24 protein-coding genes are annotated in these 23,930 nt (G+C 68.7%); 2 read left to right on the top strand and 22 right to left on the bottom strand.

Annotation, left to right across the window (positions count from 1 at the left end):
* Positions 1-81: 81 nt before the first annotated feature.
* The 7 genes from ACIBHY_RS40475 to ACIBHY_RS40445 form a co-directional block, all read right to left on the bottom strand.
* Positions 82-723, bottom strand: a complete 642-nt coding sequence (locus ACIBHY_RS40475) for a response regulator (protein WP_397254153.1) — start codon at positions 721-723, stop codon at positions 82-84.
* Positions 720-1,982 carry a sensor histidine kinase gene (locus tag ACIBHY_RS40470; RefSeq protein WP_397309509.1) on the bottom strand — a complete coding sequence of 421 codons (1,263 nt, stop codon included), beginning with the start codon at positions 1,980-1,982 and terminating at the stop codon, positions 720-722. Before ACIBHY_RS40470 ends, ACIBHY_RS40475 begins: the two co-directional genes overlap by 4 nt.
* A gap of 8 nt (positions 1,983-1,990) precedes the next feature.
* A complete protein-coding gene (locus tag ACIBHY_RS40465) occupies positions 1,991-3,004 on the bottom strand; it encodes a hypothetical protein (RefSeq protein WP_397309508.1) in 1,014 nt (337 codons plus the stop codon).
* A 113-nt stretch (positions 3,005-3,117) separates the two neighbouring features.
* A complete protein-coding gene (locus tag ACIBHY_RS40460) occupies positions 3,118-3,489 on the bottom strand; it encodes a DoxX family protein (RefSeq protein WP_397254147.1) in 372 nt (123 codons plus the stop codon).
* Between the two features lie 23 nt (positions 3,490-3,512).
* A complete protein-coding gene (locus ACIBHY_RS40455; RefSeq protein WP_397254145.1) occupies positions 3,513-4,310 on the bottom strand; it encodes an ABC transporter permease in 798 nt (265 codons plus the stop codon).
* Positions 4,307-5,074, bottom strand: a complete 768-nt coding sequence (locus ACIBHY_RS40450; RefSeq protein WP_397309507.1) for an ABC transporter permease — start codon at positions 5,072-5,074, stop codon at positions 4,307-4,309. The genes ACIBHY_RS40455 and ACIBHY_RS40450 overlap by 4 nt, the downstream gene beginning before the upstream one ends.
* Complete coding sequence (locus ACIBHY_RS40445; RefSeq protein WP_397309506.1) at positions 5,064-5,981, bottom strand: ABC transporter ATP-binding protein; 918 nt, start codon at positions 5,979-5,981, stop codon at positions 5,064-5,066. Before ACIBHY_RS40445 ends, ACIBHY_RS40450 begins: the two co-directional genes overlap by 11 nt.
* 146 nt (positions 5,982-6,127) lie before the next feature.
* On the opposite strand from ACIBHY_RS40445, the gene ACIBHY_RS40440 reads away from it, so the two are divergent.
* The gene (locus ACIBHY_RS40440) at positions 6,128-6,760 is read left to right on the top strand and encodes a TetR/AcrR family transcriptional regulator (protein WP_397309505.1); all 633 of its coding nucleotides are present in this window, start codon (positions 6,128-6,130) and stop codon (positions 6,758-6,760) included.
* Between the two features lie 359 nt (positions 6,761-7,119).
* On the opposite strand, the gene ACIBHY_RS40435 is transcribed toward ACIBHY_RS40440, so the two are convergent.
* The 5 genes from ACIBHY_RS40435 to ACIBHY_RS40415 form a co-directional block, all read right to left on the bottom strand.
* On the bottom strand, positions 7,120-8,340 hold the full coding sequence (locus ACIBHY_RS40435; RefSeq protein ID WP_397254134.1) for a cytochrome P450: 1,221 nt from the start codon (positions 8,338-8,340) through the stop codon (positions 7,120-7,122).
* A 49-nt stretch (positions 8,341-8,389) separates the two neighbouring features.
* Positions 8,390-8,968, bottom strand: a complete 579-nt coding sequence (locus ACIBHY_RS40430; protein WP_397309504.1) for a hypothetical protein — start codon at positions 8,966-8,968, stop codon at positions 8,390-8,392.
* A gap of 157 nt (positions 8,969-9,125) precedes the next feature.
* The gene (locus tag ACIBHY_RS40425) at positions 9,126-10,793 is read right to left on the bottom strand and encodes a CocE/NonD family hydrolase (protein ID WP_397309503.1); all 1,668 of its coding nucleotides are present in this window, start codon (positions 10,791-10,793) and stop codon (positions 9,126-9,128) included.
* Between the two features lie 52 nt (positions 10,794-10,845).
* On the bottom strand, positions 10,846-12,174 hold the full coding sequence (locus tag ACIBHY_RS40420) for a M14 family zinc carboxypeptidase (protein WP_397309502.1): 1,329 nt from the start codon (positions 12,172-12,174) through the stop codon (positions 10,846-10,848).
* Positions 12,171-12,539, bottom strand: coding sequence for an FAD-dependent oxidoreductase (locus tag ACIBHY_RS40415; protein ID WP_397309501.1), 369 nt, complete (start codon positions 12,537-12,539; stop codon positions 12,171-12,173). Before ACIBHY_RS40415 ends, ACIBHY_RS40420 begins: the two co-directional genes overlap by 4 nt.
* 156 nt (positions 12,540-12,695) lie before the next feature.
* Between ACIBHY_RS40415 and ACIBHY_RS40410 the strand changes: the two genes are divergently transcribed.
* Positions 12,696-13,388, top strand: a complete 693-nt coding sequence (locus ACIBHY_RS40410) for a GntR family transcriptional regulator (RefSeq protein WP_397309500.1) — start codon at positions 12,696-12,698, stop codon at positions 13,386-13,388.
* Between the two features lie 144 nt (positions 13,389-13,532).
* On the opposite strand, the gene ACIBHY_RS40405 is transcribed toward ACIBHY_RS40410, so the two are convergent.
* From ACIBHY_RS40405 to speB, 10 genes are all read right to left on the bottom strand, one after another.
* Complete coding sequence (locus ACIBHY_RS40405; RefSeq protein WP_397309498.1) at positions 13,533-14,342, bottom strand: alpha/beta fold hydrolase; 810 nt, start codon at positions 14,340-14,342, stop codon at positions 13,533-13,535.
* A gap of 68 nt (positions 14,343-14,410) precedes the next feature.
* Positions 14,411-15,085, bottom strand: coding sequence for a TetR/AcrR family transcriptional regulator (locus ACIBHY_RS40400; protein ID WP_397309497.1), 675 nt, complete (start codon positions 15,083-15,085; stop codon positions 14,411-14,413).
* Positions 15,086-15,327: 242 nt separating this feature from the next.
* Positions 15,328-16,155: a hypothetical protein gene (locus tag ACIBHY_RS40395; RefSeq protein WP_397309496.1), complete on the bottom strand. Its 828-nt coding sequence runs from the start codon at positions 16,153-16,155 to the stop codon at positions 15,328-15,330.
* Entirely contained in the window at positions 16,152-16,688 is a 537-nt protein-coding gene (locus ACIBHY_RS40390; protein ID WP_397309495.1) for an RNA polymerase sigma factor, read from the bottom strand. Before ACIBHY_RS40390 ends, ACIBHY_RS40395 begins: the two co-directional genes overlap by 4 nt.
* 287 nt (positions 16,689-16,975) lie before the next feature.
* The gene (locus ACIBHY_RS40385) at positions 16,976-17,335 is read right to left on the bottom strand and encodes a GNAT family N-acetyltransferase (protein ID WP_397309494.1); all 360 of its coding nucleotides are present in this window, start codon (positions 17,333-17,335) and stop codon (positions 16,976-16,978) included.
* A 297-nt stretch (positions 17,336-17,632) separates the two neighbouring features.
* Positions 17,633-18,844 carry a hypothetical protein gene (locus ACIBHY_RS40380; RefSeq protein ID WP_397309492.1) on the bottom strand — a complete coding sequence of 404 codons (1,212 nt, stop codon included), beginning with the start codon at positions 18,842-18,844 and terminating at the stop codon, positions 17,633-17,635.
* Between the two features lie 223 nt (positions 18,845-19,067).
* Positions 19,068-19,784: a hypothetical protein gene (locus ACIBHY_RS40375; RefSeq protein WP_397254114.1), complete on the bottom strand. Its 717-nt coding sequence runs from the start codon at positions 19,782-19,784 to the stop codon at positions 19,068-19,070.
* Between the two features lie 301 nt (positions 19,785-20,085).
* On the bottom strand, positions 20,086-20,775 hold the full coding sequence (locus ACIBHY_RS40370; protein WP_397309491.1) for a hypothetical protein: 690 nt from the start codon (positions 20,773-20,775) through the stop codon (positions 20,086-20,088).
* A gap of 632 nt (positions 20,776-21,407) precedes the next feature.
* Positions 21,408-22,907: a purine-cytosine permease family protein gene (locus ACIBHY_RS40365; protein WP_397309490.1), complete on the bottom strand. Its 1,500-nt coding sequence runs from the start codon at positions 22,905-22,907 to the stop codon at positions 21,408-21,410.
* Entirely contained in the window at positions 22,904-23,845 is a 942-nt protein-coding gene (speB, locus tag ACIBHY_RS40360; protein WP_397309489.1) for an agmatinase, read from the bottom strand. Before speB ends, ACIBHY_RS40365 begins: the two co-directional genes overlap by 4 nt.
* Positions 23,846-23,930 lie beyond the last annotated feature (85 nt).

Genomic DNA, 23,930 nt, shown 5'->3' with positions numbered 1-23,930 from the left:
TCGTGCTCCAGCTCGGTACGGCCGACGGCTCCGCGAGAAGCCGGGACACGAGTACGGCTCTGACCCAGGCCGGGCCTCCGCTCAGCGCTCGCCCGGGGTGACGACGCCCGATTCGTAGGCCAGAACCACCGCCTGGACCCGGTCGCGCAGTCCAAGCTTGGTCAGGATGCGCCCCACGTGGGTCTTGACCGTGGTCTCCGACAGGAACAACCTGACCCCGATCTCGGCGTTGGACGCGCCACTGGCCAGGTTGAGGAAGACTTCACGCTCGCGCTCGGTGAGGACCTTGAGCACGGCCTCCGGGTCGGTGTCGGTCTTCGCGACGAGCCGTCCGATGAGCCGCCGGGTCGTGGCGGGCGCGATGATCGAGTCGCCGCGGTGCACGTGCCGGATCGCGGCGATGATCTCCTCTCCCGGCGCGTCCTTCAGCATGAACCCGCTCGCACCGGCCCGCAGCGCGGCCAGGGCGTGCTCGTCGAGGTCGAACGTGGTCAGCGCCAGCACCTTCGGCGGGTCGTTCAGCCGCTGGATCTCCCGGGTGGCGGTGACACCGTCCATCCGGGGCATGCGGATGTCCATCACCACCACGTCGACGCGCCGCGACTCCAGCGCCTTCAGGGCCGCCAGGCCGTCGGCGGCCTCGGCGGCCACCTCCATGTCGGGCTGGGACCTGACGACCATGGTCAGGCCGTTGCGCAGCAGCTCCTGATCGTCGACGATCATGATCCTGATGATGGGAGACTCCTCGGCTCATAGGGCACGGTGGCCGACAGGACGAAGCCGGCGCCGGTGCGTCTACCGGCCTCCAGGGTGCCTCCCACCATGCCGAGCCGTTCGCGCATCCCGGTCAGCCCGACGCCGGCCCCTTCGGCGGGCGGGCCGTCGCCATCGTCGGTGATGGTGATGTGCAGTCCGTCCGGGCGCCACGCCAGCGTCAGGTCGGCCGCGGCCGTCGCCCCCGCGTGCTTGATCACGTTGGTCAGCCCCTCTTGGACGACGCGATAGGCGGTCAGGTCCGCCGCGGGTCGCAGCGGGTGGGCGTCCCCGATCTCGTGTACGGCGACGCGTACCCCTGTATCGCGCACGTGGCCGAGCAGGTCGGGCAGGTCGCCGAGGCCCGGTTGCGGAGCGGTGCCGCCGTCGGCGCGCAGCACGCCCAGGAGCCCGCGCATGTCGCGCAGGGCCTCGCGCCCGACCCCGGCGATGGTGGCGAACACCTCCGCCCTGGGCGCGTCCGGAGCCGACAGCCTGCCACCCTCCGCCTGACTGACCATGACGGCGAGCGAGTGGGACACCACGTCGTGCATCTCGCGGCTGATGCGGTCGCGCTCGGACCGCGCCGCCTCCTCCCGCTCCCGCGCACGGTCGGCCTCGGCCCGCTCGGCCTTGGCTCGCAGCTCGGACAGGAACAACACCCGCATCCGGCTGAGGCGGCCCAGCGACCACAGGCACGCCGTCACGGCGACCAGGCCGGCCGACAGCCCGATCCGCCAGGCGGCCAGCTCGGAGGAACCGGACGATCCACCCCACGAGGCCGGATTCCACAGCCGCGCCAGAAGCAGGCCCACACCCGCCAGGGCGACGGCCAGGCAGACCAGGCCGGGCAGCAGGCCGAGCCGGCCGGCCGCCGTGTAGAGCAGCAGCCCGAAGACCAGCGTGCTCGGCAGCAGCACCGCCGGATAGTAGGCGCCGCCCGGATCGTGCAGCGGCGGCAGCGCCACCAGCAGCAGCATCACCGCCGCGGCCAGCCCGTACGCCGCCAGCGGGCGCAGGCGGCGCGCGACGACGCAACCATGCAGCACCAGGACGCAGAGACCCGCGAGCAGGCGGAGCGGCAGGGGACTGTCCGAGGCCTGGAGCAGGCCCCACGAGACCAGGCCGAGCGGCAGGAGGAGCAGGACGGCGAGCACGGCATCGGCGCTCACCTGATGCCGGTTGAGAAGGGAGTCCACCGCGGCGCCGGTGGACCGGGACTCTGGCACGCCCACCATTATGGTCGGAGCGCGTGAGCGGGGTGCCGGCGGCGTGCGAGGTAGGCCAGCGCGGCCACCGCCAGGGCCACACCCCACAGTGGCCACAACATCTCCGGAAGCCAGGCGCCCAGCTCGTCGGCGGCGCCCGCCGGGCCGACCTGCTCGCCGGTGAGCTTCTTGCGCGCGTACATCAGTCCGGCGGAGGTGATGGGGAGGGCAGCGGCCAGAGCCGCGCAGACCGGGAGCCGCGCCGGAATCGGACGCCCGCGCAGGAACGGCACCCAGCGCGGCCAGTTCTCACCCCACGGCCGTACCAAGCCGACGGTCAGGAACGCGCCGAGGAGACCGAGCGTGCTGAGACCGGCGCCGATCGGGGTGATCTCGGCGATGTGGGCCAGGAACTGGTCGCTGATGCCGACGGGCACGCCCAGAAGCCAGCCGAAACGGGTGACGGCGTAGACGACGGGGACGGCGACCGCGACGGCGGTCGCGTACCGCCCGATCCGCAGCGCTCCGGCGCCGCCGCCGGGCCGGCCGAACCCTCCGATCAGCGCGCGTGTCCCCAGAAACATCAGGCTGACGCCGGCCGCCATCAGAATGAGCAGGTTGACGGTCGGCCACGTCAGCATGGTCGCGATCATCGAGAACTCGGCCTGACCGGCGAGCGCGGCGACCAGCATCACCGGCAGGTAGCCGGCGGTCATCATGACGCGCACGTCCGGCAGGAGGACCGCCAGGCCGACGCCGGCCACGACGGCCACGACGGCGAGGGCCCGGTGGAGCGGACCTCTGGTGGCGAGCACGGCCACGGCGCCCGCCACCAGCGCCGACATCGCCAGCAGCCCCCCGCCGGCCGCCGCCGGAAGGGGATCGAGCAGGGTGTCGCCCGCCCCCGCACGGCCGGCGTCGAACGGATATCCGGGCCCGCCGAAGGCCCAGAGCAGGCCGAGGGCCAGATAGCTCACGGACCAGACGACGAGGATCAGGACCGGCACGATCGTCCGGCGGCTTCCTGGAGGAAAGGTGTTCACCCGCCCCAATCTGCCGCCGCGGCGATGCCCCGCACATCGTCACCGGGTCTCACCCGCCTCCTCCGGAGGTCGCGAGGCCGTCGTCCCGGCGGAGGACCTCTCAGTTCGGTAGGTCAGAGAGGGTAGGGGCCGAATCGGCCCCACGCGACGAACGCGGCCATCGCCAGGAGCACCAGATTGACGGCGAGGGCCGCCGGCTCCTTGCGCCGCGTGTGCGTGGCGGCGGCGCCGAGCATGGTGAGGGCCAGGCCGACGGCGGCCGCCGGGGTCAGGATCGGGACGACGCCGGTGACGGAGGGCAGGATCAGACCGAGGGCGCCGAGCAGTTCGGCCGCGCCGATCAGGCGGATCCGGAGCAGGGGGAAGTCGTCCACCCAGGGCGCCATGGGGCGTAGCTTCTCCTTCGGCTGGGTGGCATGCATGATCCCGGCCAGTCCGAAGACGGCGGCCAGCACGGCCTGCAGTACCCACAAGAACACATTCACGTCGGTTGCTCTCTTTCTTTCTGTCAGTAGCGGCCGAGGGTGCCGCGGCGCCGGGCGAGGTGTTCGAGCCGGTTGAACAGGATCACCCCGGCGGACACGATGAGCAGCGGCTGGGCGAGCAGCCAGGACAGTCCCCAGCCGGTGGGCAGGGCGGCGAGTGAGTGTCCGCCGAGCAGGATGTCGCGCATCGCCTCGATGCCCGGCGCGATGGGGACGATCAGGCGGCTGAGGAAGGCGATCGGGTCGGGCATGGCGGTGAGGGGGACCAGGGTGCCGCCGGCGATGGCGTAGAGGGCGACGGACAGCTGAGTGATGATCTCGATGCGTTTGAACACCAGGGTCAGGCCGCACAGGATGAGCGCGAGTCCGCAGGTGCCCAGCACGATGGCGGTCAGCGGCACGATCACCTGCGCGTCGAAGGGCACTCGCCCGCCCTGGACGACGATGGCGGTGGCCCCGGTGGCCAGGACCGCCAGCGCGGTGGGCGCGGCGGAGATCACGGCGGCGACCTGCCGGCCGAGGATGCTCGCGGCCGAGGGCAGCGGGGTCAGATACGTCTGCTCCAGTACGCCGGACTGGATGTCGCCCAGGTAGCTCCAGAACACCCGGTTGACCTGCTCGTGGATGAAGGTCAGCGCCACCATGCCGAGCAAAACCGGCAGCAGCAGGTACGCGTGCAGCTGGCCTCGTCCCATGAAGAGCACGACGAGCAGATAGAACAGCGGAAAGGTGATCATCTGGATCAGGCCTTCGCGCCATCCGGCGAGCAGGTTGAGCAGGCCTTTGCGGACTTCGGCGGCGAACCCGCGGGCGAAGATCAAGACGACTCCAGGGCTCGGCGGTGGTTGCGCGCGAACAGCAGGCCGGCGACGGCGGTGAGAACAAGGGTGTGGGCGATCAGCCAGGGCAGGGTGCCGCCGCTCCAGAGCCGGGACAACGTGCGGCCCTCGAACAGCGTCTGGGTGAGCGCCTCGACGCCGAGCGTGGTGGGCAGGGCTCTGGCCGCCGTGGCCAGCCACTCCGGGTACAGGGAGAGCGGCAGGAACGAGCCGTTGAGCAGCAGCACCAGCGAGGAGAACAACGACTGCAGGGCGCCGATCATCGGGGACACCAAGGCGAGGGCGGCCAGCAGGAACGTGAAGGCCAACGCGTTGATCCCCAGGAGCGCTGCGGGCAGGATCGCCGCCCAGCGCACGGGGATCGTGATCCCGGCGACCAGCATCGGGACGATGGCGGCGACGGCGGCCACGGCCAGTCCGAACAACGACGCGGTGATCAGCCGGCCGAGCATGGGCAGCCAGGGCGGCGCCGTGGCCATCTGGGCCTGGGCGAAGGTGCCCGCGCGCTTCTCCTCGATGAGGTCGGCCACCATCACCAGGCCGGCGTACTGCAGGAACCAGTAGCCGCCGATCGCGACCAAGGTCTGCGGCAGCAGGTCCTGCCGGAGTTCGCCCTGGCCCAGGACGAACTGCAGGCCGAGGTACATCATGGTGCTGATCAGCAGCGTGATCACATGTCCGGCCGGGTGGGCGAGCTGGACGCGCAGGCCCTTGCCGATCTCCGCGCGCAGGATGTCAAGCGACATGGGACGGCTCGTTCACCAAGGCGAGGAACACGTCCTGCAGGTCGGGCTGGACCTGGGTGAGCGATTCGAGAACGGCTCCGTGCGCGCGCAGCCGCTCGACCACGTCGTAGATCTCGCGCGGACCGCCCACCCGCGCGCTGATGGTGGTGACGCCATCACGGGTGACGGCGTCGAAGCCCGGCGGCGCCGCGCCCTCCAGGCGGATTTCGTAGCGGTCGCGTTCGCGGAAGCGTGCCAGCAGGTCGCGCGTGGGCAGGTCGGCCACGAGCCTGCCCTGGCGTATCACGGCCACCCGGTCGCACAGTTCCTGGGCCACGTCGAGCTGGTGCGTGGTGAGCAGGACGGTGGTGCCCAGCTCGCGGGCTTGCTCGGCGATCCAGTTCTTGACGGTGCGTACGGCCTCGACGTCCAGGCCGAGCGTCGGCTCGTCCAGCAGCACGATCGGCGGGCCGGCGATCAGGGCGGCGGCGATCGCGACCTTCTGCTGCATGCCGCGGGAGAAGCCGCCGACCTTCTCGTGGCACCGCTCCCACAGGCCCAGATCGGTCAGCAGGTCCGTGGCCCGTTCGGCGACCCGGGACTTGCGCAGGCCCTTGAGCCGTCCGAAGTACATCAGGTTCTGCCAGGCCGACAGGCTCCAGTAGACGTTGCGCGAGCCTTCGAGCACGGCGCCGAACTGCGCCATCGCGGACGGACGCTGCCTGGCCACGTCGAAGCCGCCCAGCAGGACCCGGCCGGAGGTGGGGGTCAGCAGCCCGGCCAGCATCTTGATGGTCGTGGTCTTGCCGGCGCCGTTGGGGCCCAGGAATCCGAAGACCGATCCGGCGGGTATGCGCAGGGACACCTCGTCGACCGCCCGGCTCTGGGCCGTGCCGTACACCTTGGTCAGCGCGTCAAGTTCGATCATGTCACTTCCTCGTTCCGGTGGTTCCCGTCAGTGCTCGTCCAGGACGTGAGTGAGTCCGGGGAAGGCCGGTCCGGGAGCACCGACATAGTTAGATCTGCTCTCTAGAGTTGACTTCTAGTGAATGAATCTAGAGATAGACTCTAGCCATGAGCGATGTCAAGCCACCCAGCAAGCGGACGCAGAAGGCGCGGGAGACGCGCGGGCGCATCCTCCAAGCAGCGCTGGAACTGTTCGTCCTGGACGGCTACGGTGCGACGAACCTGCAGGACGTGGCCGCGAAGGCCGGGGTCGCGGTGCAGACGATCTACTTCGTCTTCGGCAACAAGCGCGCTCTGTTGAAGGAACTGGTCGACGTGACGATCGCGGGCGACGACGAGCCGGTCGCCACGATGGACCGGCCGTGGTACGTCAATGCCCTCAGTGCCGGGACCGCCCAGGACATGCTGCGCGCGTACGTCGCGGGCACGGCCTCGGTCCTGGAGCGTGTCGCGCCGATCGGCAAGGTGCTGGACGGAGCGTGCGCGAGCGACCCCGAGGTCGCCGCCTTGTGGCCCCACGACGTCGATCCGCGCTACGTGGTCCAGGAGGGGGCGGCCAAGGCCCTCGCCGGCAAGCCGGGCGCGCGGGCGGAGGTATCGGCCGAGGAGGCCGCCGACGTGCTGTACGGCCTGCTTAGCCCCGAGCTCTACCTGCTGTTCGTGCACGAGCGCGGCTGGCCGCGCGACCGCTGGGAGCGGTGGGTTCTTCGGACTCTGATCGCGCGACTCTGCGCGGAGTAGCAGTGCTGCCGCTTCATGAGCGCGCCCCCGCCGCTACGGCTCGTGACTCATCCTTTGGAGAGGTCAGACGCCGAAACGGCGCTGGGTAGACGATGGTGCCGCTGGGCACGGGGATCGTGTCGTCGAAGACGAGTGCCATGGGATGAAACCGAAGCGGGGGTAGTACTCGGGATGGCCGAGAACGAGGTTCGCGCCCTTGTCGCGAGCGGCGAGTCGAGCCGCGTGGATGGCGGCCCCGCGGGTGGTCCAGGTGGAAGACATGGCGGGTCAGCCCGATCACCGTGGTAAGTGGATGGCCCAGGCCGGCTGGGCGAGCCGGCTCCGCCACTCGTCCGGGTTGTCTTCCAGGGTGTCGGGCTTCAGGCGGTGACCGGAAGGGAACAGAAGCCGCGGATCGATGCCGACGACCGTCGTCGCGGGTCGCCCGTCTGGCGCAGCCGGGGCAGCCGTTCGGCGAGAGCCCGCAGGGCGATCTCTCCTTCGATGCGGGCGAGCTGAGCCCCCAGGCAGTAGTGGATCCCGCTGGAGAAGGCGAAGTGCTCGGGGCCGCCGGTACGGGTGATGTCGAACCTGTCCGGTTCGGCGTAGACCTCCGGATCGCGGCTGGCCGCGGCCAGGACCGTCAGCACCTGCGTGTCCTTGCGCAGTAGCCTGCCGCCCAACTCCACCTCATGCTGGGCGACACGCCCGGTGACCGGCACGGGCGGGTCGTACCGGAGGATCTCCTCCACCGCCCCGGCGGCCAGGTCCGGGTTCTCCCGCAGTGTCCGCCACTGTTCTGGATGGCGCGCGAGCTGGTACGCCCCGTTGCCGATCAGGTTCACCGTCGTCTCGAATCCGGCGATGAGCAGCAGCAGGCAGGTGGCGATCACCTCTCCGACGGTGACCTGCTCGCCGTCGACCGCGTTGACCAGCACACTGATCACGTCGGCGCCCGGCTCTCGCCTGCGCTCGTTCATCAGCTCGGTGAACAGCTGGGTCATCGCCGCGAGGGCCGCTTCCCACTCGGCCCGCTGGCGCGAGGTCAGCTGCCCGTCCAGCGCCTGGCCGGTGAGGGTGCCGTAGCGGGCGAACTCCCCGCGCCGGTTCTCGGGGATGTCGAGCAGCTCGCTGATCACCGTGATCGGCAACGGCGTGGCGAACTCCCCGATCAGGTCGAACGGCCCGTCACCGATCCGGTCCAGCAGGCGCGCCGTGGCCTCTTCGATCCGGGGGCGGTACTCATTGATCAGCTTGGGGCGGAAGGCGGGCGCGACCAGGCGCCGCAGCCGGCTGTGGTCCGGCGGGTCCAGCTCCAGCAGTGAGGGCGCCAGCCCCAGAGGAAGTTGCTGCTCGCTCGGCAACCGGCCCGCGGAGTCCCGCATTCCGAAGCCCTGGCCGCGCAACACCTGGCTGCACAGCTCGTAGGACGTAACCGCCGCATAACCCATCATGCTCCGATAGACCGGTCCGTGCCGCCGGATTCTGCCGTAGACCGGCCACGGATCCTCCCTCGGCAGGTACAACTGGGCGACGTGATCGCCACACGCCGCCAGCGTGCGGGTCGCCGCGCGGACGGCCAGACCTCTGATCGCGGACATGCTTCCTCCTCGATGAGTGGTTTCTTCGGTACGGCGGAGCCCGCGGCCTCTACGACGGCGTGACGCCGATGCCGCCCAGCAGAGTCGCCATCACCAGGCCCGGCGCGTCCAGTGGAGCCAGCCGTCCCAGCGAGATCGCTTCCCAGGCGCTGTAGATGAGGCCGTTGAAGGTGAGGTTCGCCCACCACATGGGCACCTCGGCGCGGAAGATCCCGGCCTGCTGACCGCGCCGGATCAGCTCGTCGAGTGGCTCGTCTATGGCGGCGACCCGGGCCACGAGTTCCTCGTCCAGGTCCAGCGATGGCTGCCGCACCAGGAACTCGATCCGCGGGCCGAGCGGGATCACCAGGGTGACCAGTCGGCGCAGCGCGTCGATCACCTGATCGCCGGGAACGTCCAGCTGCGCCTCGGCGATGGCCTTGTCCAGGCGATCGACCGCGTCATGGGCGATCGCGACCAGCATCGCCTGACGGGTCGGATAGCGCTTGGTCAACGTGGTCCGCCCCACCCCCGCGGCGGCCGCGACGTCGGCCATGGAGGCGGACGGGTTGGACAGGAGCACCTCGGTCGCGACATCCAAGATCGACTGCCTGGTCCGGTACGCGCGCGGCCCTTCATGACCTCTCACGCTCATAAGAGTACATCGATGTCCACATAAGAACGCAAGAGTCCCTATACGGATTCCGCAGTGCACCAGGCAAGGCGCCCCTCGGTGGACGAAGCAGCGGGGTCGAGAGGGGCGGCGGCCTCCGGATCGGGGACGAGCCCCTGATCCCGGATGCCCGTCACACCGGATCAAGCCCGGGGATCACCGGCAGGATCAGCCGGGAGGGACACTCCGGACCGTGCCAGATCTCGTTGTGAGCCACCCGCGGCTCGGCGCCGTGGACGATCGATCCGCCGGTGTTCTGGTTCCGGTCGTACTTCGGGAAGGCACTCGACGAGATCTCCAGCCCTACCCTGTGCCCGACGCTGAACTCGTGCGCGGTGCTCCACATGTCGACCTCGACGCGGTACACCACGCCCGGCCGCAGAGCGAGCTCCGTGGCGAAGCCCTCCCGGTAGCGTGCGCGGACGATGCCGTCGCAGAGCCGGCGCCGTACACCGTCGGGCCCGACGTCGACGAGCTTCGCGGTGAAGTCGGTGTCGGGCGCGTCGCTGCCGACGAACAGCTCGGCGCGTACGGGACCGATCACCGTCAGCGGCTCCCCGAGCTCCGGCCCGAGATAGACGAGCACATCGTCGCGATCTTCGACCTCGGCGTAGTCGTCGGGACCGCCGATCTGCATCGACGTCGGCTCGGTGAGGAACGGCACCGGATCGGCGGGGTCGTATCGGTACGTGTCCGTCGGCTCCTCCGACGCAGGGGCGTCGGTGGTCAGTCGCCCGCCGCCGCCACGAGTATTGGCGTCACCCGCGCTGCGCAGGTACAGCGATGTCCACACGGTGTCCGGCAGCGGCCATTCATCGGCGTCACGCCACTCCCCGCGACCCATCAGGAACAACCGTGCGCGCGCCTCCCGGTCGACGCCGTTGTCGATACCCCGCAGGTGGTGGTCCAGGAAACGCAACTCCAGTTCGGTCACTGCGACGTCCTCGGCATGGTCGCCGAAGTCGACGTCGCCGATCCTCCGGCCGCCCGCGCGACCGGCGTCGTGCCCCCAGGGGCCCATCACCAGCCGTTGCGCGCGCCGCGCCTTCTCCGTGGGTGCCTTCGAGACCATAGCCGCGAAGTTCCGCAGCGTTCCCGGTTGGACGTCGTCGTACCACCCGGTGATGTGCAGCGCCGGAACGTCCACTACGGACAGTTTCTGCTGATAGGCGAGCGGGGCCCAGTACTCGGTGTCGCCGGGGGCGTGTCCGATGTCCGCCCGCCAGGCGGCGCTGACGAATCCGGCGGCCTCGTCCATGGTGTACAGCGGAAGGTGGCTGTAGACGGCGTTCCAATCGATTCCGGCCACATTCTGCAGGGCACGACGATCGACCATCCGGTACCAGCAGACCTCCTGCGGAAGCCGCGTTCCGGTCGGGAAGTCCACGAAAGGATCCGAGGGTGTCGCGTACGCGACGATCGCCCGCAGATGCGGAGGCTTCTCCAGCGCGGTCAGCCATTGGGCGTGGCCGGAGTAGGAACCACCCCAGCTCGCGACGCTGCCATCGCACCAGTCCTGCGCGGCCACCCACTCGATCACGTCATAGCCATCCCGGCCTTCGTTCCGGTACGGCTCGAACACGCCGTCGGAATCGCCGCGGCCGCGGACGTCGTAGATCACGACCGCGTAGCCCCGCTCCGCCATGAGTGCCGCCTGCGCGGGCCGCCTCGGGTCGTTCTTGCCGTAAGGGGTGCCGAGAACGATCGCGGGCGCCGGTGCGTCGCCGGCCGGGCCGTACCGGTCGGCCGCGAGGGTGATGCCGTCACGCAGCGGGACCGTCAGGTTGTACAGGTTCTTCACGTGAGCTCCCCGAGTACTCGGACCAGGGTCCCGCCGACGTGGTGAAGGCCGGTCATCTCGCCTCCTTCAGAATCCGCCGCAGGGCGACCAGTCCGGCGCCCACCTGCACGGCGACCACCTCACGCAGCGGAAAGGGATTCCCCTCCGACACCATGCCCGCGGCCTGGCAGGCCTGGTCGAACAACGCATCGGCTTTCCGGACGGTCGCCCGGAGGACCGGCGCCTGGTTGCCGGTGGCGAGTTCGGCCCGGAGCAGCCGTCGCAACTGCCCGAGACCGCGCATCCGGATCATGTGCGGGGTTATCGCGCCGACGAAGGCTTCGCCGACCGCGGCGGGCCGCTCGTCCATCGCTTCGGCCGCGGCCCGCATCCCCTGCCCCAGCAAGGGAGCGAGCCGGACGAGTGACTCGGCCGAGGCGGCGAGGGGTGACCCGCAGCGCAGCGCCGGGCGGACCGCCGCCATCAGGTCGGCGAGCAGGTCCGACGCCTCGGCCATCTCCGTGGCCGCCTGACCGAACACCTCACCCACCGTCCGGCCGGAATCGGCATCGTCCGCCGCACACGGGTCGTTCCACATCGGAATCTCGGTGACCAGGGTGGTGGTCCCGTACTGGGCGGCCCAGTGCCCGCTGGTCGCGCCGGCTTCGGCGATCCCGCCATCGATCAACTCCGCGGGCGGGAGGAGGTAGACCCCCTTACCGGGGCTGTCGAGCCCCGCCACGGCCGCGGAGTCCATCGCCAGGGGAACGGCGGTCTGGCCGGTGAACGCCAGCAGATCCTCGGCGAGCCCCGGTACGTCATGGTCGAGGACGTAGAAGACGCCGCCGAAATCGCAGTTGTGCAGGGAGTACTGGAACACCGGACGCAGGTCTTCCAGGATCCGCATCACCGCCTGGGTTTCCGGCAACGGCCTGTCGTAGTAACCATTCTCGGAGAAATGGGGGAACGTGAAGTCGACGTCGTCCACCGGCGCCGGGCGGTGGAGATGCTGGTGATAGTCCCGAATGGAGCGTGGCCCCGCGAACCACCCTTCGTTCATCCTGGCGGCGTCGGGGTTGGCCCAGGGCAGGAAATGCCAGGTCAAGTCGTCGCGTAGTTCGGCGTGCTCGATCACGAGCCGGGCGAGGTGGCTGACCGTCAGAGCGCCATACGGCTCGTTCGCGTGCGGGCCGCCCAGGATGAGGACGTTCCGCTCACCGTGCCCGATCGACAGGACGCGGAGTGGATCGCCCAAACGGCTCGTCCCGTAACGGCGCCACCGGCACAGGTCTCCGTTCGCGGCCCGCAGCTTCTCGAGTTGGTCAATCAGGCCGTCGACCGTGGGGATCTCCGTCCAGTCCGGGATCGTGGTGAGGTATTTCGTGAGGTCGTCGGGGATCATGTGTCTCCCTGTGAATGGTTGGTGGTCCAGGAAGGCTGAGGGCGGCTGCCCCTCAGGGAGAAGAAGGTCACAGAATGCGGAACGACGTGCCGGCATCGCCTTTCCACGCGGACGCCGGAAGCCGCGCGACGATCCGGCCGGTGGCCGGGGCGAGGGTCATTCCGAGCGTTCCGCAGAACCCCGGGGTTGGACATGGCCAGGCTGTAGCTCGGCACGACCAGCCCGGCACTCCCCGCCGACGCGCCGCGCCCCGGAGCCGGGTCCACCACCAGGACGTCGGCGCCGGAGCGGGCGAGGTAGGAAGCAGCCGCGCTGCCGATGACCCCACCACCCACGAGGGCGACGTCCACCTGATTCGAACCCATGCCCCACCTCACTTGGCGTTGCGGGTTAGGTGTAATACCTTACACCTCAGGTGTCAAGCACTTACGTGACCTTCGGCAGCTCCACGACGAGAAGGGACATCGGAACGCGATACCTTATACCTCAGACAGGCGGCTTCGACGATCAGGGAGTCCTCTATGTCCCGTCCCGGCCCCACGGTCGCACCCGGCACCGGGTTGCGGCGACAAAGTCTTCGCGACGATGCCGGCCAGGTGATCCGCGCCCAGATCGTAGCGGGCGAGATCCGCCCGGGTGCGCTGTACGCGATCGGCCAGCTGGCCGAACAGCTACAGGTGTCGATCACCCCGGTGCGGGAGGCGCTGCTCGACCTGGCCAAGGAAGGCTTGATCGAAATGGTGCGCAACCGGGGCTTCAGGATCCGAGTCATGACCGAAGCCGATCTCGATCAGATCATCCAGATCCGGTTGATGCTCGAGGTCCCGGCCGTCCGTGAGATCGCCGCTCGCGGGCTCGTCGACGACTTCGCTCCCTTGCGCGACCTGGCCGCGCGTACCGAAGAGGCCGCGATGACGGGGGACTGGGTCGGTTTCCTCGGTACCGACCGGGAACTCCACCTCACCCTGCTCGGCCATCTGGGAAATCCCCGGCTGGTCGACATCGTCGCCCAGCTACGCGACCAAGGCCGCCTGTACGGCCTGGACCACGTCGCGGGCACGCAGGACTTCATCGAGTCCACACGAGAGCACGATGCGTTGCTCGACGCCGTCGAGTCCGGAAGGGCGGACGAGGCGGCCGAGCTGATGAGCACGCACCTCAAACACGCGCGGGGGATCTGGGCGGGTACCGCGGAAGCACGCTCGGAGCACTAGGAGTACGTCGTCGGTTCGCCATGGCGACGTTCTGGGCAGGTGGCCCAACAGCACCCGGTCGCTGTTGGGCTGGTCCAGCGCAGCTCGGTAGGGCGCCGTGACGATGCCGGCCGGTCTTGAGTTCGCGTTGATGGCTGTCAATGCTCATGTGCTGAGCAGGAAGCCGGTCAGCAGCGGCGCCAGCACCTGCGGTGCGGCGACGTGGGGCTGGCCCGGCATGACGTGATGGCGTCCGTCGGGCATGGCGGCGGCGAGCTGGGCGCCGGTTTCGACCATCCAGGCGAAGCTGTCGCCGCCGCACAGCAGCAGCGCGGGGATCGTCACCGTGGCGGCCTGTTCTGCCGGGGTGGCGCCGCCTCTGCTGCTCGCGCTGACCACGTCGAACGGATCATGGGGCAAGGTGTGGGCGACGGCCTGCACGGCGGGGTCGTTGCTCATCTGCTCGACCATCTGCCGCGGCATCCCGGTGGGCGTCAGGAACGCGGCGACGGCCTCGGCCCTGCGGTCCTGGGCGAGCAGGGCGCGGATGGCGGTGGCTTGCTCGCGTCCGGCCCGCTCCTCGGCGGCCTGCCGCTCGCGCTGGTCTTCGCCGTCCTGGGCGGGGGTGAAGGGCGGCTCGTGCAGGACGAGCTTGGTGATGGGCAGGCCGGCGGCGGCCGCGTGCAGGGCGAGGGCCGCTCCGGAGGAATGGCCGTAGACCGCGGCGCTGCCACCGGCTCCGTCGATGAGGGCGGCGAGGTCCTCGATCTCCCGCTGGACGCTCCAACCGGTGATGCCTCCGCTGCCGCCGCGCCCGCGCCGGTCGTAGGCGATCGCGGGAAGGCGGGGCGCGAGCTGCTCGGCCAGCGCGGTGACCGAGGTGCGGTCGCACAACGCCGCGGTGATCAGGATGAGCGGCGGGCCGTCGCCGCCGAAGCGCTGGTAGGCGATGGGTGTGCCGTCTGCCGAGATCACCTTGGTCATCATGATCCTCTGGTGTCGATGGGGTTCGGGACATGGGGAGGCACTGATCAGGAGCACTGTCACTGCGAACGGTCACCGGCGCCCAGCGTTCCGGCCGGCCTGCTGGGCCGGCTCACGCCGTAGGCGGCCAGGAACACCCGGGTTCCCTCGTCGGCGTAGTGCTCGAGGGTGGCGGGGGTGAGGTGGTCGTCTGTGTGGAACATGGCCTGGTTCAGCGGGATCGAAAGGATCAGCCAGTTGAAGTGCTGGGCCGCCAGTGCCGGGTCGTCCGCTCGCAGCAGGCCGCGCCCGGCCAGGGTGGTGAACACCCGTGCCAGGGTGGTGTGGCCGCGTCCTGGGCCGTTGGCGTACCAGGTGCTCGCCAGGTCGGGGAAGCGCTCGGCCTCGCCGATGACCAGGCGGCGCAGCCGCATGAGGTGCGGCTGGATGACGTTCACGACATGCCGTCGGGCGAAGGCGCGCAGGTCCGTGGCGAGGTCCTGACTGGCCGCCAGCGCCTCGACGCTGTCGTGCGAGCGGTGTTCGGCGGCCTCGATGTCCTCGGTGATCACCGCGGTGAACAGCCCCTTCTTGTCGCCGAAGAGCCCGTAGACGGTGCGTTTGGAGGTGGAGGCGAGCGCCGCCACCTCATCCACACTGGCCCCGGCGAAACCGCCCGCGAGGAACACCGACCGCGCGGCGTCGATGATCGCCTGACGCTTGGCGGCCGACCTGAGCTCCGCCGGGCTGACCATGGGCATCTCCTTCGCCAGCGAAAGGGAAACGGCTATTCTGGTACGGTACCGTACCGTACCAGACAATGCGAGCCAGGAGATGCCCACGCCCGAAACGGTCGTCGTCCACCACACGCACCTGCTGACCCACGCCGAGCCCGGCCGCAGGAACGGACCACCGAAACGACAAGATCCCGCCTGACCACCAAGATCAGACGGGATCTCTCGACTTCAGCCCGGCCGGCATGCGGCGCTGTGGGGTTTCACGACGAGCGGCAGGCGTCACTTTCCGCGGGCTCCCGCCGGCCTGGGCGCTTCGCCGGCTCCGGGCCCGCCCAGATCCGCACCTCGCCAAGGGCATGCGGCGTGACGTCCTGGACGAACCAGTGGTCCGGCACCTGCATAGCCGTGACCTTCCGCGACTCCCCGCCGACCATGATCCTGAAGTCGGTGATCGAGCCGTCGCGCTTGGCCAGCACCTTCCGCAGTTCGCCGACCGTGATGTTCTCGAAGGCGACACAGTGCAGCAGCTCGCCGGGAGCGTTCACGAAGCCCATCGTGTCGTACTTCTCGCCCGGCCTGGCAGGCCGCGCCAATACGATGGCCGCCTTTTCCGACAGCTTCGCGGGGATGCGCAGCGAGATCGTGCAGCCTGTCGGGTCTGTCGCGCACGCATTCGTCAGGGAGACGATTTCCGTGGTCGACAGGTAGACGACTGACCCGACCACGCTGGGCGAGCCAGGGGTGAAAGACAGCTCGATGTCCAATCCTCGTGCGCGGAACTCCTCCCGATACCGTTCAGGATCGGCGTAGAGGTCGCTGACGGTGACGATCCAGTCGTCGCCCGACCGCTGGAACGCCAGCGCGGCACTGGGGGCGATCGGCGCCTTCTTCGGCAGGAACGCCACCCCGACGACGGCGGCCAACGCGATGACCGCGGCCAGGGGCAGCAGGACGGGCCAGCTCCACCGCCTGCGTACCTCGGCGGGCGTCGCCACGATCTCCTCCATGAGCTCCCGCGCGCCCCGCCCCTCCTGCGGCGCGATGGGAGCGGGATCGATGGTCCTCAGCATGCGGTCGATCTTGCTCACAGGTTCTCTCCCCTCAGTTCCGCGGTCGGGTTTCCCTCTTCGGCCACGCCCAGCTCTCTGGCCAGCCGTTTGCGTGCCCGGTGCAGGCGGATGCGGACGGCTGTCGCCGTACAGCCGAGGACCTTGCCGATCTGCTGCCCGGTCAGACCTTCCCAGCAGGTCAGCGCGAGCACTTCACGGTCACGCGCGGACAGGCGGTCGAACACGTCACTCACGTGGTCGAGGTCCGCGGGGGCCGCGCGGCGCTCGGCTGTCAGTTCCTCACGAAGCCGCTCGGCCAGTACGGCCCGGCGGGAGGCGCCGCGGCGCTGGTTGGACAGCACGCGGCGGGCCACGCCGTACAGCCACAGGCGCGCCCCATCGCCCTCGGGCACATCGCCGATGCGCCGCCACGCGGTGAGGAACGTCTCGGAGATGGCGTCCGCGGTGTCGTCAGGTGAGTCGGTACGGCGGGCGACGTATTGATGGATGGCCGGGTAATACGCATGGTAGATCGTCTCGAAACGATCCCGCGCCCCCAGTGGACGGGTCACGGATGGGTCTCCTCAAGCCGAAGGTGCCAGACATAGGGGTACATGTCCGGCCCCGGTGGCGACTGTTTCACCCCTCCAGACCCTTCACCGGAACGCCATCCACCGGCCAGAGCAGGCCGCCCAACCGCAAACTCCGGCCCGCCGTGGGACATACCTGGCGGTCCGCTTCACCGAGCAGCCGGCGACGCCTGTTAGGTGACGGACTCGCCCGCCGGGAGCTCATCCTGCCGTGCCGCGCGGACACCACCGCCACCTTCCGGGGGCAACGTCAGCGCACGCGGTTCCGCTCAGTCCATCCTGCGGTGCTTGGTGTACTCGACCTTGGCCGGTCCCTCCGCCTCCAGCCGTCGGCCAGGTGACCAGCCGCATGCCTCGTAGAAGGAGTTGGCCGCGGTGTTGCCGGCGAAGCTCTCCAGCCGGATGGCTGCATGATGCGCGAACAGGGTCGACTCCGCATGCCGGAGCAGGACTCGGCCCAGCCCTCGACGGTGATGGTCGGGGTCGACCATCATCACGTCGATGGTGGGGCCGTCGAGGATGGAAACTCCGACGATCCGCCCATCGTGGCTCAGGTGGTACACCTTGCCCTGCTCCAGATAGGCCTTCACGTGGGCGTCCGACGCACCGCTACCCAGGAACCAGTCCACCGCCTCATCTCCCAGAAACGCGCGGTAACAGGCGTCGATCGTCCGGCGGGCAAGGGCTTGAAGGGCGTCAAGGTCCTCTGCGGCCGCGACTCGGATGACGTGCTGATGTCCTGCCGACATGGTGGTTCCCGGTGCGAAAAGGGGGTGTCTCCTTCACCTTAGCCGCTCCACACGTCCTTGCCCGCCAGCCACGGCGCCCCTGCTCAAGGCCACGCTCGCCGACGGCGGTCCGTTGCTGAGGATGGCTGATGTGCCGACCGTAGGGTGCAGAGGCTAGAGCCTGACCGGCTTCGGCGGCTAGCCCGCGCTGGGTTGAGACGGTTGTACCTCGTCCTTCACCGCCAGTAGCTCCGCGTGGCGCTGCAGCTCGGTCAAGATGGTGTCGGGCCGGGCGGTGAGGGCCGGATTCCGGCGTAGCGCTTCGACTTCCAGCTGGCTCAGCTCACGACGTACCACCGACCCGCCGTACTTGACCACGAGCAGCGTCCCGTGGTGGATGATCGCCGAGTCCATATCCGCGATGGCTTCCATCACCTTGGCGAAGGCTTCGGCTTCCTGGACGTTCACCTCGGCCTGGCGAGTGTCGAGCCCGTACAGTCCTGCGGCGCGGGCGGCGATGGCCATACCGTCGTCGAGATGATCCTTCTTCGCCCGGGTCAGGAAGGTCTTCCAGAGAGACCCGATGATGGGAATGCCCTCGTAGATGACCTCTGCGCCTTGCGCGGCGAGCCACTCGGTCACCGCCGATTCGACGTACTCCTGCTGGTGCTCATGGCTGAGGAAGATCGTAAGAACTTGCGCCTGCGGCTCCTCCTCAGCCGAACGATCGCGCAGCGCCGCCTGCTGAGCGATGTTGAAGCGCATCCGTTCCTCGTTGGCCGTGACGACGGCGTGCACGGTTCTGCTGTACCCGGACGGGAGGGGAGGCTCGTGCTGGGCTGGAGGGGAGAACGGTGAGCGAGGATCCACCCAAGAGTCCGGTGGCGCTGGAACACCGTCCTCGCCGGCCACCCGCAGGAGCTGACGTGCGAAGTCATGAGCCATGCGCCATGGCGCACGCCGCCAACCGGGCTCGAACCTTCGCCGTAGAAAGAGCTCAAGATCCGGCAAATCAGGAAGGCCGGCCTCGGGCCGGAGCAGAGTGTGCCCCACTCCCCGTCCAGAAGCCAGGTCCTCCAAGGGATGCAGGATGCGCAGAACCTCTTTCACCGGATCGCCCCGATAGCCGGTTGGGCTCATCAGCGCGCCCACGAATCGCAAACAGGTCTGCCAGGCGGCGATCTCGGCCCCTGTGATGAGCGGGTCGAGCGTGACCAGCAGCACCGTGAGTTCCGCAGGGTCTGGTGGGGCTTGCCCGGTAAAGATCTCGTGCACCCGGCTCTCGGAGGTCTCCAGCCGGCTCGCCAGCGACTTGAGCGGAGCAGCCTTTTCCCCCGAGACCCTTCCCAGCTCCAGGGCGAACTCCTGAAGGGGCCGGATGCGGTCGAGGGCGGACATGGTTCCGGGCATGACTGGCTCCTGCCGTCTGGAGGTGTCCACCCATCTTGAACCGCCACACATCGGCGTGCCATCGAAAGTTCCTCAGGCGACGCGAAGGGCTGGTCGGTCTGCGGAAGCGGGCCCAATGCACACCGTAGCGTTCAAGCCGTGCCAATCCGGACCTGCTGGAGGGGTGGCGCATCTCGTCATACGGCCGCCTGGTGACGATGGCGGTCGTGAACGGCGATGCCGTCTAGTGCCACGCGTAGATTCTCCAGTACGCCCGCTCGTCAACCCCGGCCTTGATCGCGTCCATCTGTGGTCTGCTGAGGAGTAGTCCGACGTACTCCACCATGTAGCTCGTTATGTTGATCGTCCATTTCTCATAGGTCATGGTCGTGTGGTCGCCGGGGGCGGCGGCGTCCATGCAATATTTGGCTCTTTTGAGTGCGTGTCCCAGTTCTCGGTCGCCTGCGATTCCCGCTCGCCTTTCCAGTGATTTGCATGCGTCGAGCATCGATTCGACGCGGCTGTAGAACTCGCGATGGGCTGTCATGTACTTGCGGGGCAGGGCGCGATTCTGTGCATGCCATCGGAGCGCACTGGTGAGATTTTCGTGTCCGTCTCCTCTCAGGTCGATGGCTGTTGTGAACCGGCCCAGCTGAACCTTTGAGGCCGTTCTCCAAAACTCCTCCGGGACTTCTCGAAGGAGGCCCATCATCGAGCCGGTGACGAAGCAGTAGGCTTTTTCTTGCCGTGCGGATCGATGAACGTCCGTGTACCAATTGATTCCAACGACCACGCATCCGCCGAGAAACGAGTATCCAATGACGCCCGAGAGAAGATTGACCATTATCGGATGCTTCTGAAGAAGCTCTAGATAGTACATCTCCATATAGCAGGCGATGGTGATGCTGGCTAAGAACGTTGCGATGAGGACGGCGACCACGGTCTTCGGCAGGCGCGGCATCAACCTTCTCCAATCGTGCCTCAGCATCGCCAGGGGTGAGTATTCCCAGGACACGATAACGACCCGCAGCGCACCCGCGTTCCCGATTGGCGCTGGTTGTTCCGAGGGGATTTGTCCTACTGGGCTGCACAATCCACTCAGGTGGGCATTGGAATGGCAAACCGTACGAAAGGAGTGGCTGTGGGTCGCGTCTTAATGGGGAATTTCGATGACCCAATACGCCCGATTCGCGAATCAGTCTCACGTTCAGATCGGAGAGTGCACTCGGCGTCGAGGCCGCCCTCTCCGACGAGCCCATTGCTCACGGCGCGAGGTGCCGCTGGGCCTCCTCGAAGCCCGCCGCCTGAAGGGCGGGTTCGATCTCGAGCTTGCTCAGGACGAGTCGCGGATCAGCGAAGTAGCTGGGGTTTCTCTGCATCCGCGCCACCTGCTCAGGTGTCAGTTCGCGTACGAGAGGCACGCCGTCGACCTTCACGATCAGGATGTTGCTGAACGTGAGAAGCGCGTTGTCGGTCCCCTTCAGCGTCTCCAGCAGCGCGGCGATCGCTTCCCCCTGTGCTTTGGTGATCTGGGACTGGGGCTCGCCGTACCACCGTGCTGTGGCGCCGGCGGTGAGGGCGTCGGCGGTGGTGTTCAGGTTGCCGGGTTCTCCCTGCCGTTTGACCGCTGAGATGAACGCCTGCCAAATGGACCCGATGACGACGTTGCTCGCGAGAATGATCTTTTGGCCGAATGCGTCGAGGACCGCGCCCAGGGCCGTTCGGACTTCCTCGAAGTCGGCTGGATTCTCCAGGTAGATGACCACCGGATTGGGGGCTACATCCGAATCGGGTGTTCGCATGGCGATGATGCGCTGCATCTCGACGATCTGCGACTCGGGAGAGACTACTTGTTGCCGGCTGTGAAGGTGGATCGTGTCGCCGTGGATGTTCGCCGCTTGCACGAAGTACCCACCTTGACTGACGTCCACTGGTCCGCGTTCGCTGCTCATGGTGGCTCCTTCTGTGTGAGACGCTGCCAGTGCGGATCGCGCCCGCCGCCTGCTCGATGGGCGCGGAAGCGTAGCCGGTCAGCTGTCACTGATGGCGAAGTCTGCGGCTGTATAGACTTTTTGGGCTTGCGCGAGCCTATTGGTCGATTCGTCGTATTTGACGAGTTCCAACCGGTGAGTACGCGCGACAGGCCATGCTATCGCGGGACTTATGGACGTCCCGCTAGCGTGTCGGCCCTCTCACCCTGAAGTGAGGACTTGCGAGCGAACCGTCCGGTGCTGACGACAACCAGGACGGCGACAGGCTGACACCTCGTTCCATGCGGAAACACACCCCGCCGTATGTGAGAGTCACAACTTTCGTGATGTGCGCATGCTTCACCGTGGGCATCATCGGCGATTCCCAGAAGTGCCGGCCCCGGCGGAATGCCGCCTGAGGTCAGGGAACGGATCTCTCCGTACCATGCGCGTGATATCCAGATGAGCTTGTCGCGGTTACGCGGAAACCAGACCTTCGCCAAGACGGCCGAGCCAGCCCGACTGGTCAGGGTGATTCAGCACGGAACCGTGTTCCCGAACGGCAGAGGATCACCTCCACGGGCGTGGAACGGCTTCGCGCGGCGGGGACCGGTCTACTTGGCGGCGGGCACGATGGGCGGTACGGGCGTGTCGGACGAGCGGACCAGGCGGGGTCCGGCGGGCCCGAACACCTCGCGGGGTTCGGGGAACCACGACAGCAGCGCCAGGTAGAGCAGTGCGGCCAGGGCCAGGCCGATGGGCAGGGAGACGTCCACGCCTCCGGCCAGGCCACCGAGCGGGCCGACGAACTGGCCGGGCAGGTTGACCGACAGCAGCGCCACCAGGGCCGAGACGAGCCAGGCGGTCATGGCCCGCCAGTTCCAGCCGTGGGTGAACCAGTAGCGCCCGCCCCGCTGGCGGCGGTTGAAGACCTGCAGCGCCTCGGGGTCGTACCAGCCGCGGCGGGTGACGTAGCCGATCATCATGATCACCATCCAGGGAGCGGTGCAGGTGATGATCAGGGTGGCGAAGGTGGAGATGCTGGCGGTCAGGTTGGCGGCGAAGCGGCCGATGAAGATGAAGACGATCGACAGGGTGCCGATGAACACCGTCGCGCGCACCCGGGAGAAGCGCGGGAAGACGCTGGAGAAGTCCAGGCCGGTGCCGTACAGGGCGGTCGTCCCCGTGGACATGCCGCCGATGAGCGCGATGAGGCAGACGGGGACGAAGAACCAGCCGGGGGAGACGGCCAGCAGCCCGCCGACGTAGTTGGGGGCGGCGGGGTCGACGTACGGCGCGGCCTTGACGGCGATGATCGAGGCGGTGGCCAGGCCGAAGGTGAAGGGCAGGAGGGTGGCGATCTGCGACAGGAACGCCGCGGCCATCACGCGGCTCTTGGGCGCGGAGGCCGGGATGTAGCGTGACCAGTCGCCCAGGAAGGCGCCGAACGAGACCGGGTTGGACAGCACGATCAGCGCCGCGCCGATGAACGAGGGCCAGAACAAGGGGTCGCCGGAGGCGATGGGGCCGACGTACCCGGAGTCGAAGTCCCCGGCGAAGGCGACGGCTCCCACGGCGAACAGCAGGGACGCGGCCACCACGGCGATCTTGTTGACGAACAGCATGAAGCGGAAGCCGTACACGCAGACGACCAGGACGAGACCGGCGAAGATCGCGTAGGCCAGCCCGCGCATGGTGTTGTTCTCCGGCAGCCCGGCCAGGCGGTGGGCGCCGCCGACGAGCGCGTCGCCGGAGGACCACACGGAGATCGAGAAGAAGGCGATGGCCGTCAGCAGCGACAGGAACGACCCGATGATGCGGCCGTGCACGCCGAGGTGGGCGCTGGAGGAGACGGCGTTGTTGGTGCCGTTGAGCGGGCCGAACAACGACAGCGGCGCCAGGATGAGCGAGCCGACGACCAGGCCGAGCACCGTCGCGGCCAGGCCGTCCCGGAAGGACAGGCCGAACAGGATGGGGAAGGCGCCGAGCACGCAGGTGGAGAAGGTGTTCGCGCCGCCGAAGGCCAGCCGGAACAGATCGAAGGGTGTGGCGCTGCGATCGGCGTCGGGGATGCGGTCGACGCCGTAGGTCTCGATCTCGGTGATGGTGCTCACGGCGACTCCCGGGGGGTGTTCAGGGCGAGGAGGCTGACCAGGTCGTAGGCGACGTGGGCCGCGGCCACGGAGGTGATCTCGGCGTGGTCGTAGGCGGGGGCCACCTCGACGACGTCGGCGCCGACGATCGCGCGGTCGGCCAGGCCGCGCAGGATCTCCAGCAGTTCCCTGCTGGTCAGGCCGCCCGCCTCGGGGGTGCCGGTGCCGGGCGCGTGGGCGGGGTCGAGCACGTCGATGTCGACCGAGATGTACAGCGGGCGGTCGCCTACGCGCTGGCGCAGGATGTCGACGACCTCGTCGACGCCGCGGCGCATGACGTCGGAGGAGGTCAGGATGCCGAAGCCGAGGCGCCGGTCCTCTTCCAGGTCGCGCTTGCCGTACAGGGGACCGCGGATGCCGACGTGGCTGAGGGCGGAGGTGTCGAGCAGGCCCTCCTCGACGGCGCGGCGGAACGGGGTGCCGTGGGTGTAGGCGGCGCCGAAGTAGGTGTCCCAGGTGTCGAGGTGGGCGTCGAAGTGCAGCAGCGCGACCGGGCCGTGCCGCTCGGCGGCGGCGCGTAGCAGCGGCAGCGCGATCGTGTGGTCGCCGCCGATGGTCACCAGGCGGGCGTCGAGGGCGGCGGCCGAGGCGGCGATGGTCTCCACGGCCTCGCCGATGTCGAAGGGGTTGCAGGCGATGTCGCCGGCGTCGGCGACCTGGACCGTCTCGAAGGGGGAGAGGTCCAGGGCCGGGTGGTAGGGGCGCAGCAGGCGCGAGGCCTCGCGGACGGCGGCCGGCCCGAATCGCGCGCCGGGCCGGTAGGAGACGCCGCCGTCGAACGGCACGCCGATCACGGCGACGTCGGCGCGGCCGACTTCGTCCAGGCGGGGCAGCCGGGCGAAGGTGGCGGGTCCGGCGAAACGCGGGATCTTCGAGGAGTCGAGCGGCCCCCGGGGCATGTGGTGGTCCTTTCGCGTGACAGGTCCTTTCCGCAGAGTGTGCAAGCCCCGCGCCGGACCGGGCAATTGTGGCTGCCATGGAATG

It is taken from the genome of Nonomuraea sp. NPDC050547 (assembly GCF_044457345.1).
Lineage (GTDB): Bacteria > Actinomycetota > Actinomycetes > Streptosporangiales > Streptosporangiaceae > Nonomuraea.
This window is presented reverse-complemented; position numbering and strand designations above follow the sequence as displayed.

Coding starts and splice junctions, on each gene's coding strand:
- ACIBHY_RS40475 (WP_397254153.1), bottom strand. CDS start 723: ATGATCGTCGACGATCAGGAGCTGCTGCGCAACGGCCTGACCATGGTC.
- ACIBHY_RS40450 (WP_397309507.1), bottom strand. CDS start 5,074: ATGTCGCTTGACATCCTGCGCGCGGAGATCGGCAAGGGCCTGCGCGTC.
- ACIBHY_RS40445 (WP_397309506.1), bottom strand. CDS start 5,981: ATGATCGAACTTGACGCGCTGACCAAGGTGTACGGCACGGCCCAGAGC.
- ACIBHY_RS40440 (WP_397309505.1), top strand. CDS start 6,128: ATGAGCGATGTCAAGCCACCCAGCAAGCGGACGCAGAAGGCGCGGGAG.
- ACIBHY_RS40435 (WP_397254134.1), bottom strand. CDS start 8,340: ATGTCCGCGATCAGAGGTCTGGCCGTCCGCGCGGCGACCCGCACGCTG.
- ACIBHY_RS40420 (WP_397309502.1), bottom strand. CDS start 12,174: ATGATCCCCGACGACCTCACGAAATACCTCACCACGATCCCGGACTGG.
- ACIBHY_RS40415 (WP_397309501.1), bottom strand. CDS start 12,539: ATGGGTTCGAATCAGGTGGACGTCGCCCTCGTGGGTGGTGGGGTCATC.
- ACIBHY_RS40410 (WP_397309500.1), top strand. CDS start 12,696: ATGTCCCGTCCCGGCCCCACGGTCGCACCCGGCACCGGGTTGCGGCGA.
- ACIBHY_RS40400 (WP_397309497.1), bottom strand. CDS start 15,085: ATGGTCAGCCCGGCGGAGCTCAGGTCGGCCGCCAAGCGTCAGGCGATC.
- ACIBHY_RS40380 (WP_397309492.1), bottom strand. CDS start 18,844: ATGCCCGGAACCATGTCCGCCCTCGACCGCATCCGGCCCCTTCAGGAG.
- ACIBHY_RS40375 (WP_397254114.1), bottom strand. CDS start 19,784: ATGCCGCGCCTGCCGAAGACCGTGGTCGCCGTCCTCATCGCAACGTTC.
- ACIBHY_RS40370 (WP_397309491.1), bottom strand. CDS start 20,775: ATGAGCAGCGAACGCGGACCAGTGGACGTCAGTCAAGGTGGGTACTTC.
- speB (WP_397309489.1), bottom strand. CDS start 23,845: ATGCCCCGGGGGCCGCTCGACTCCTCGAAGATCCCGCGTTTCGCCGGA.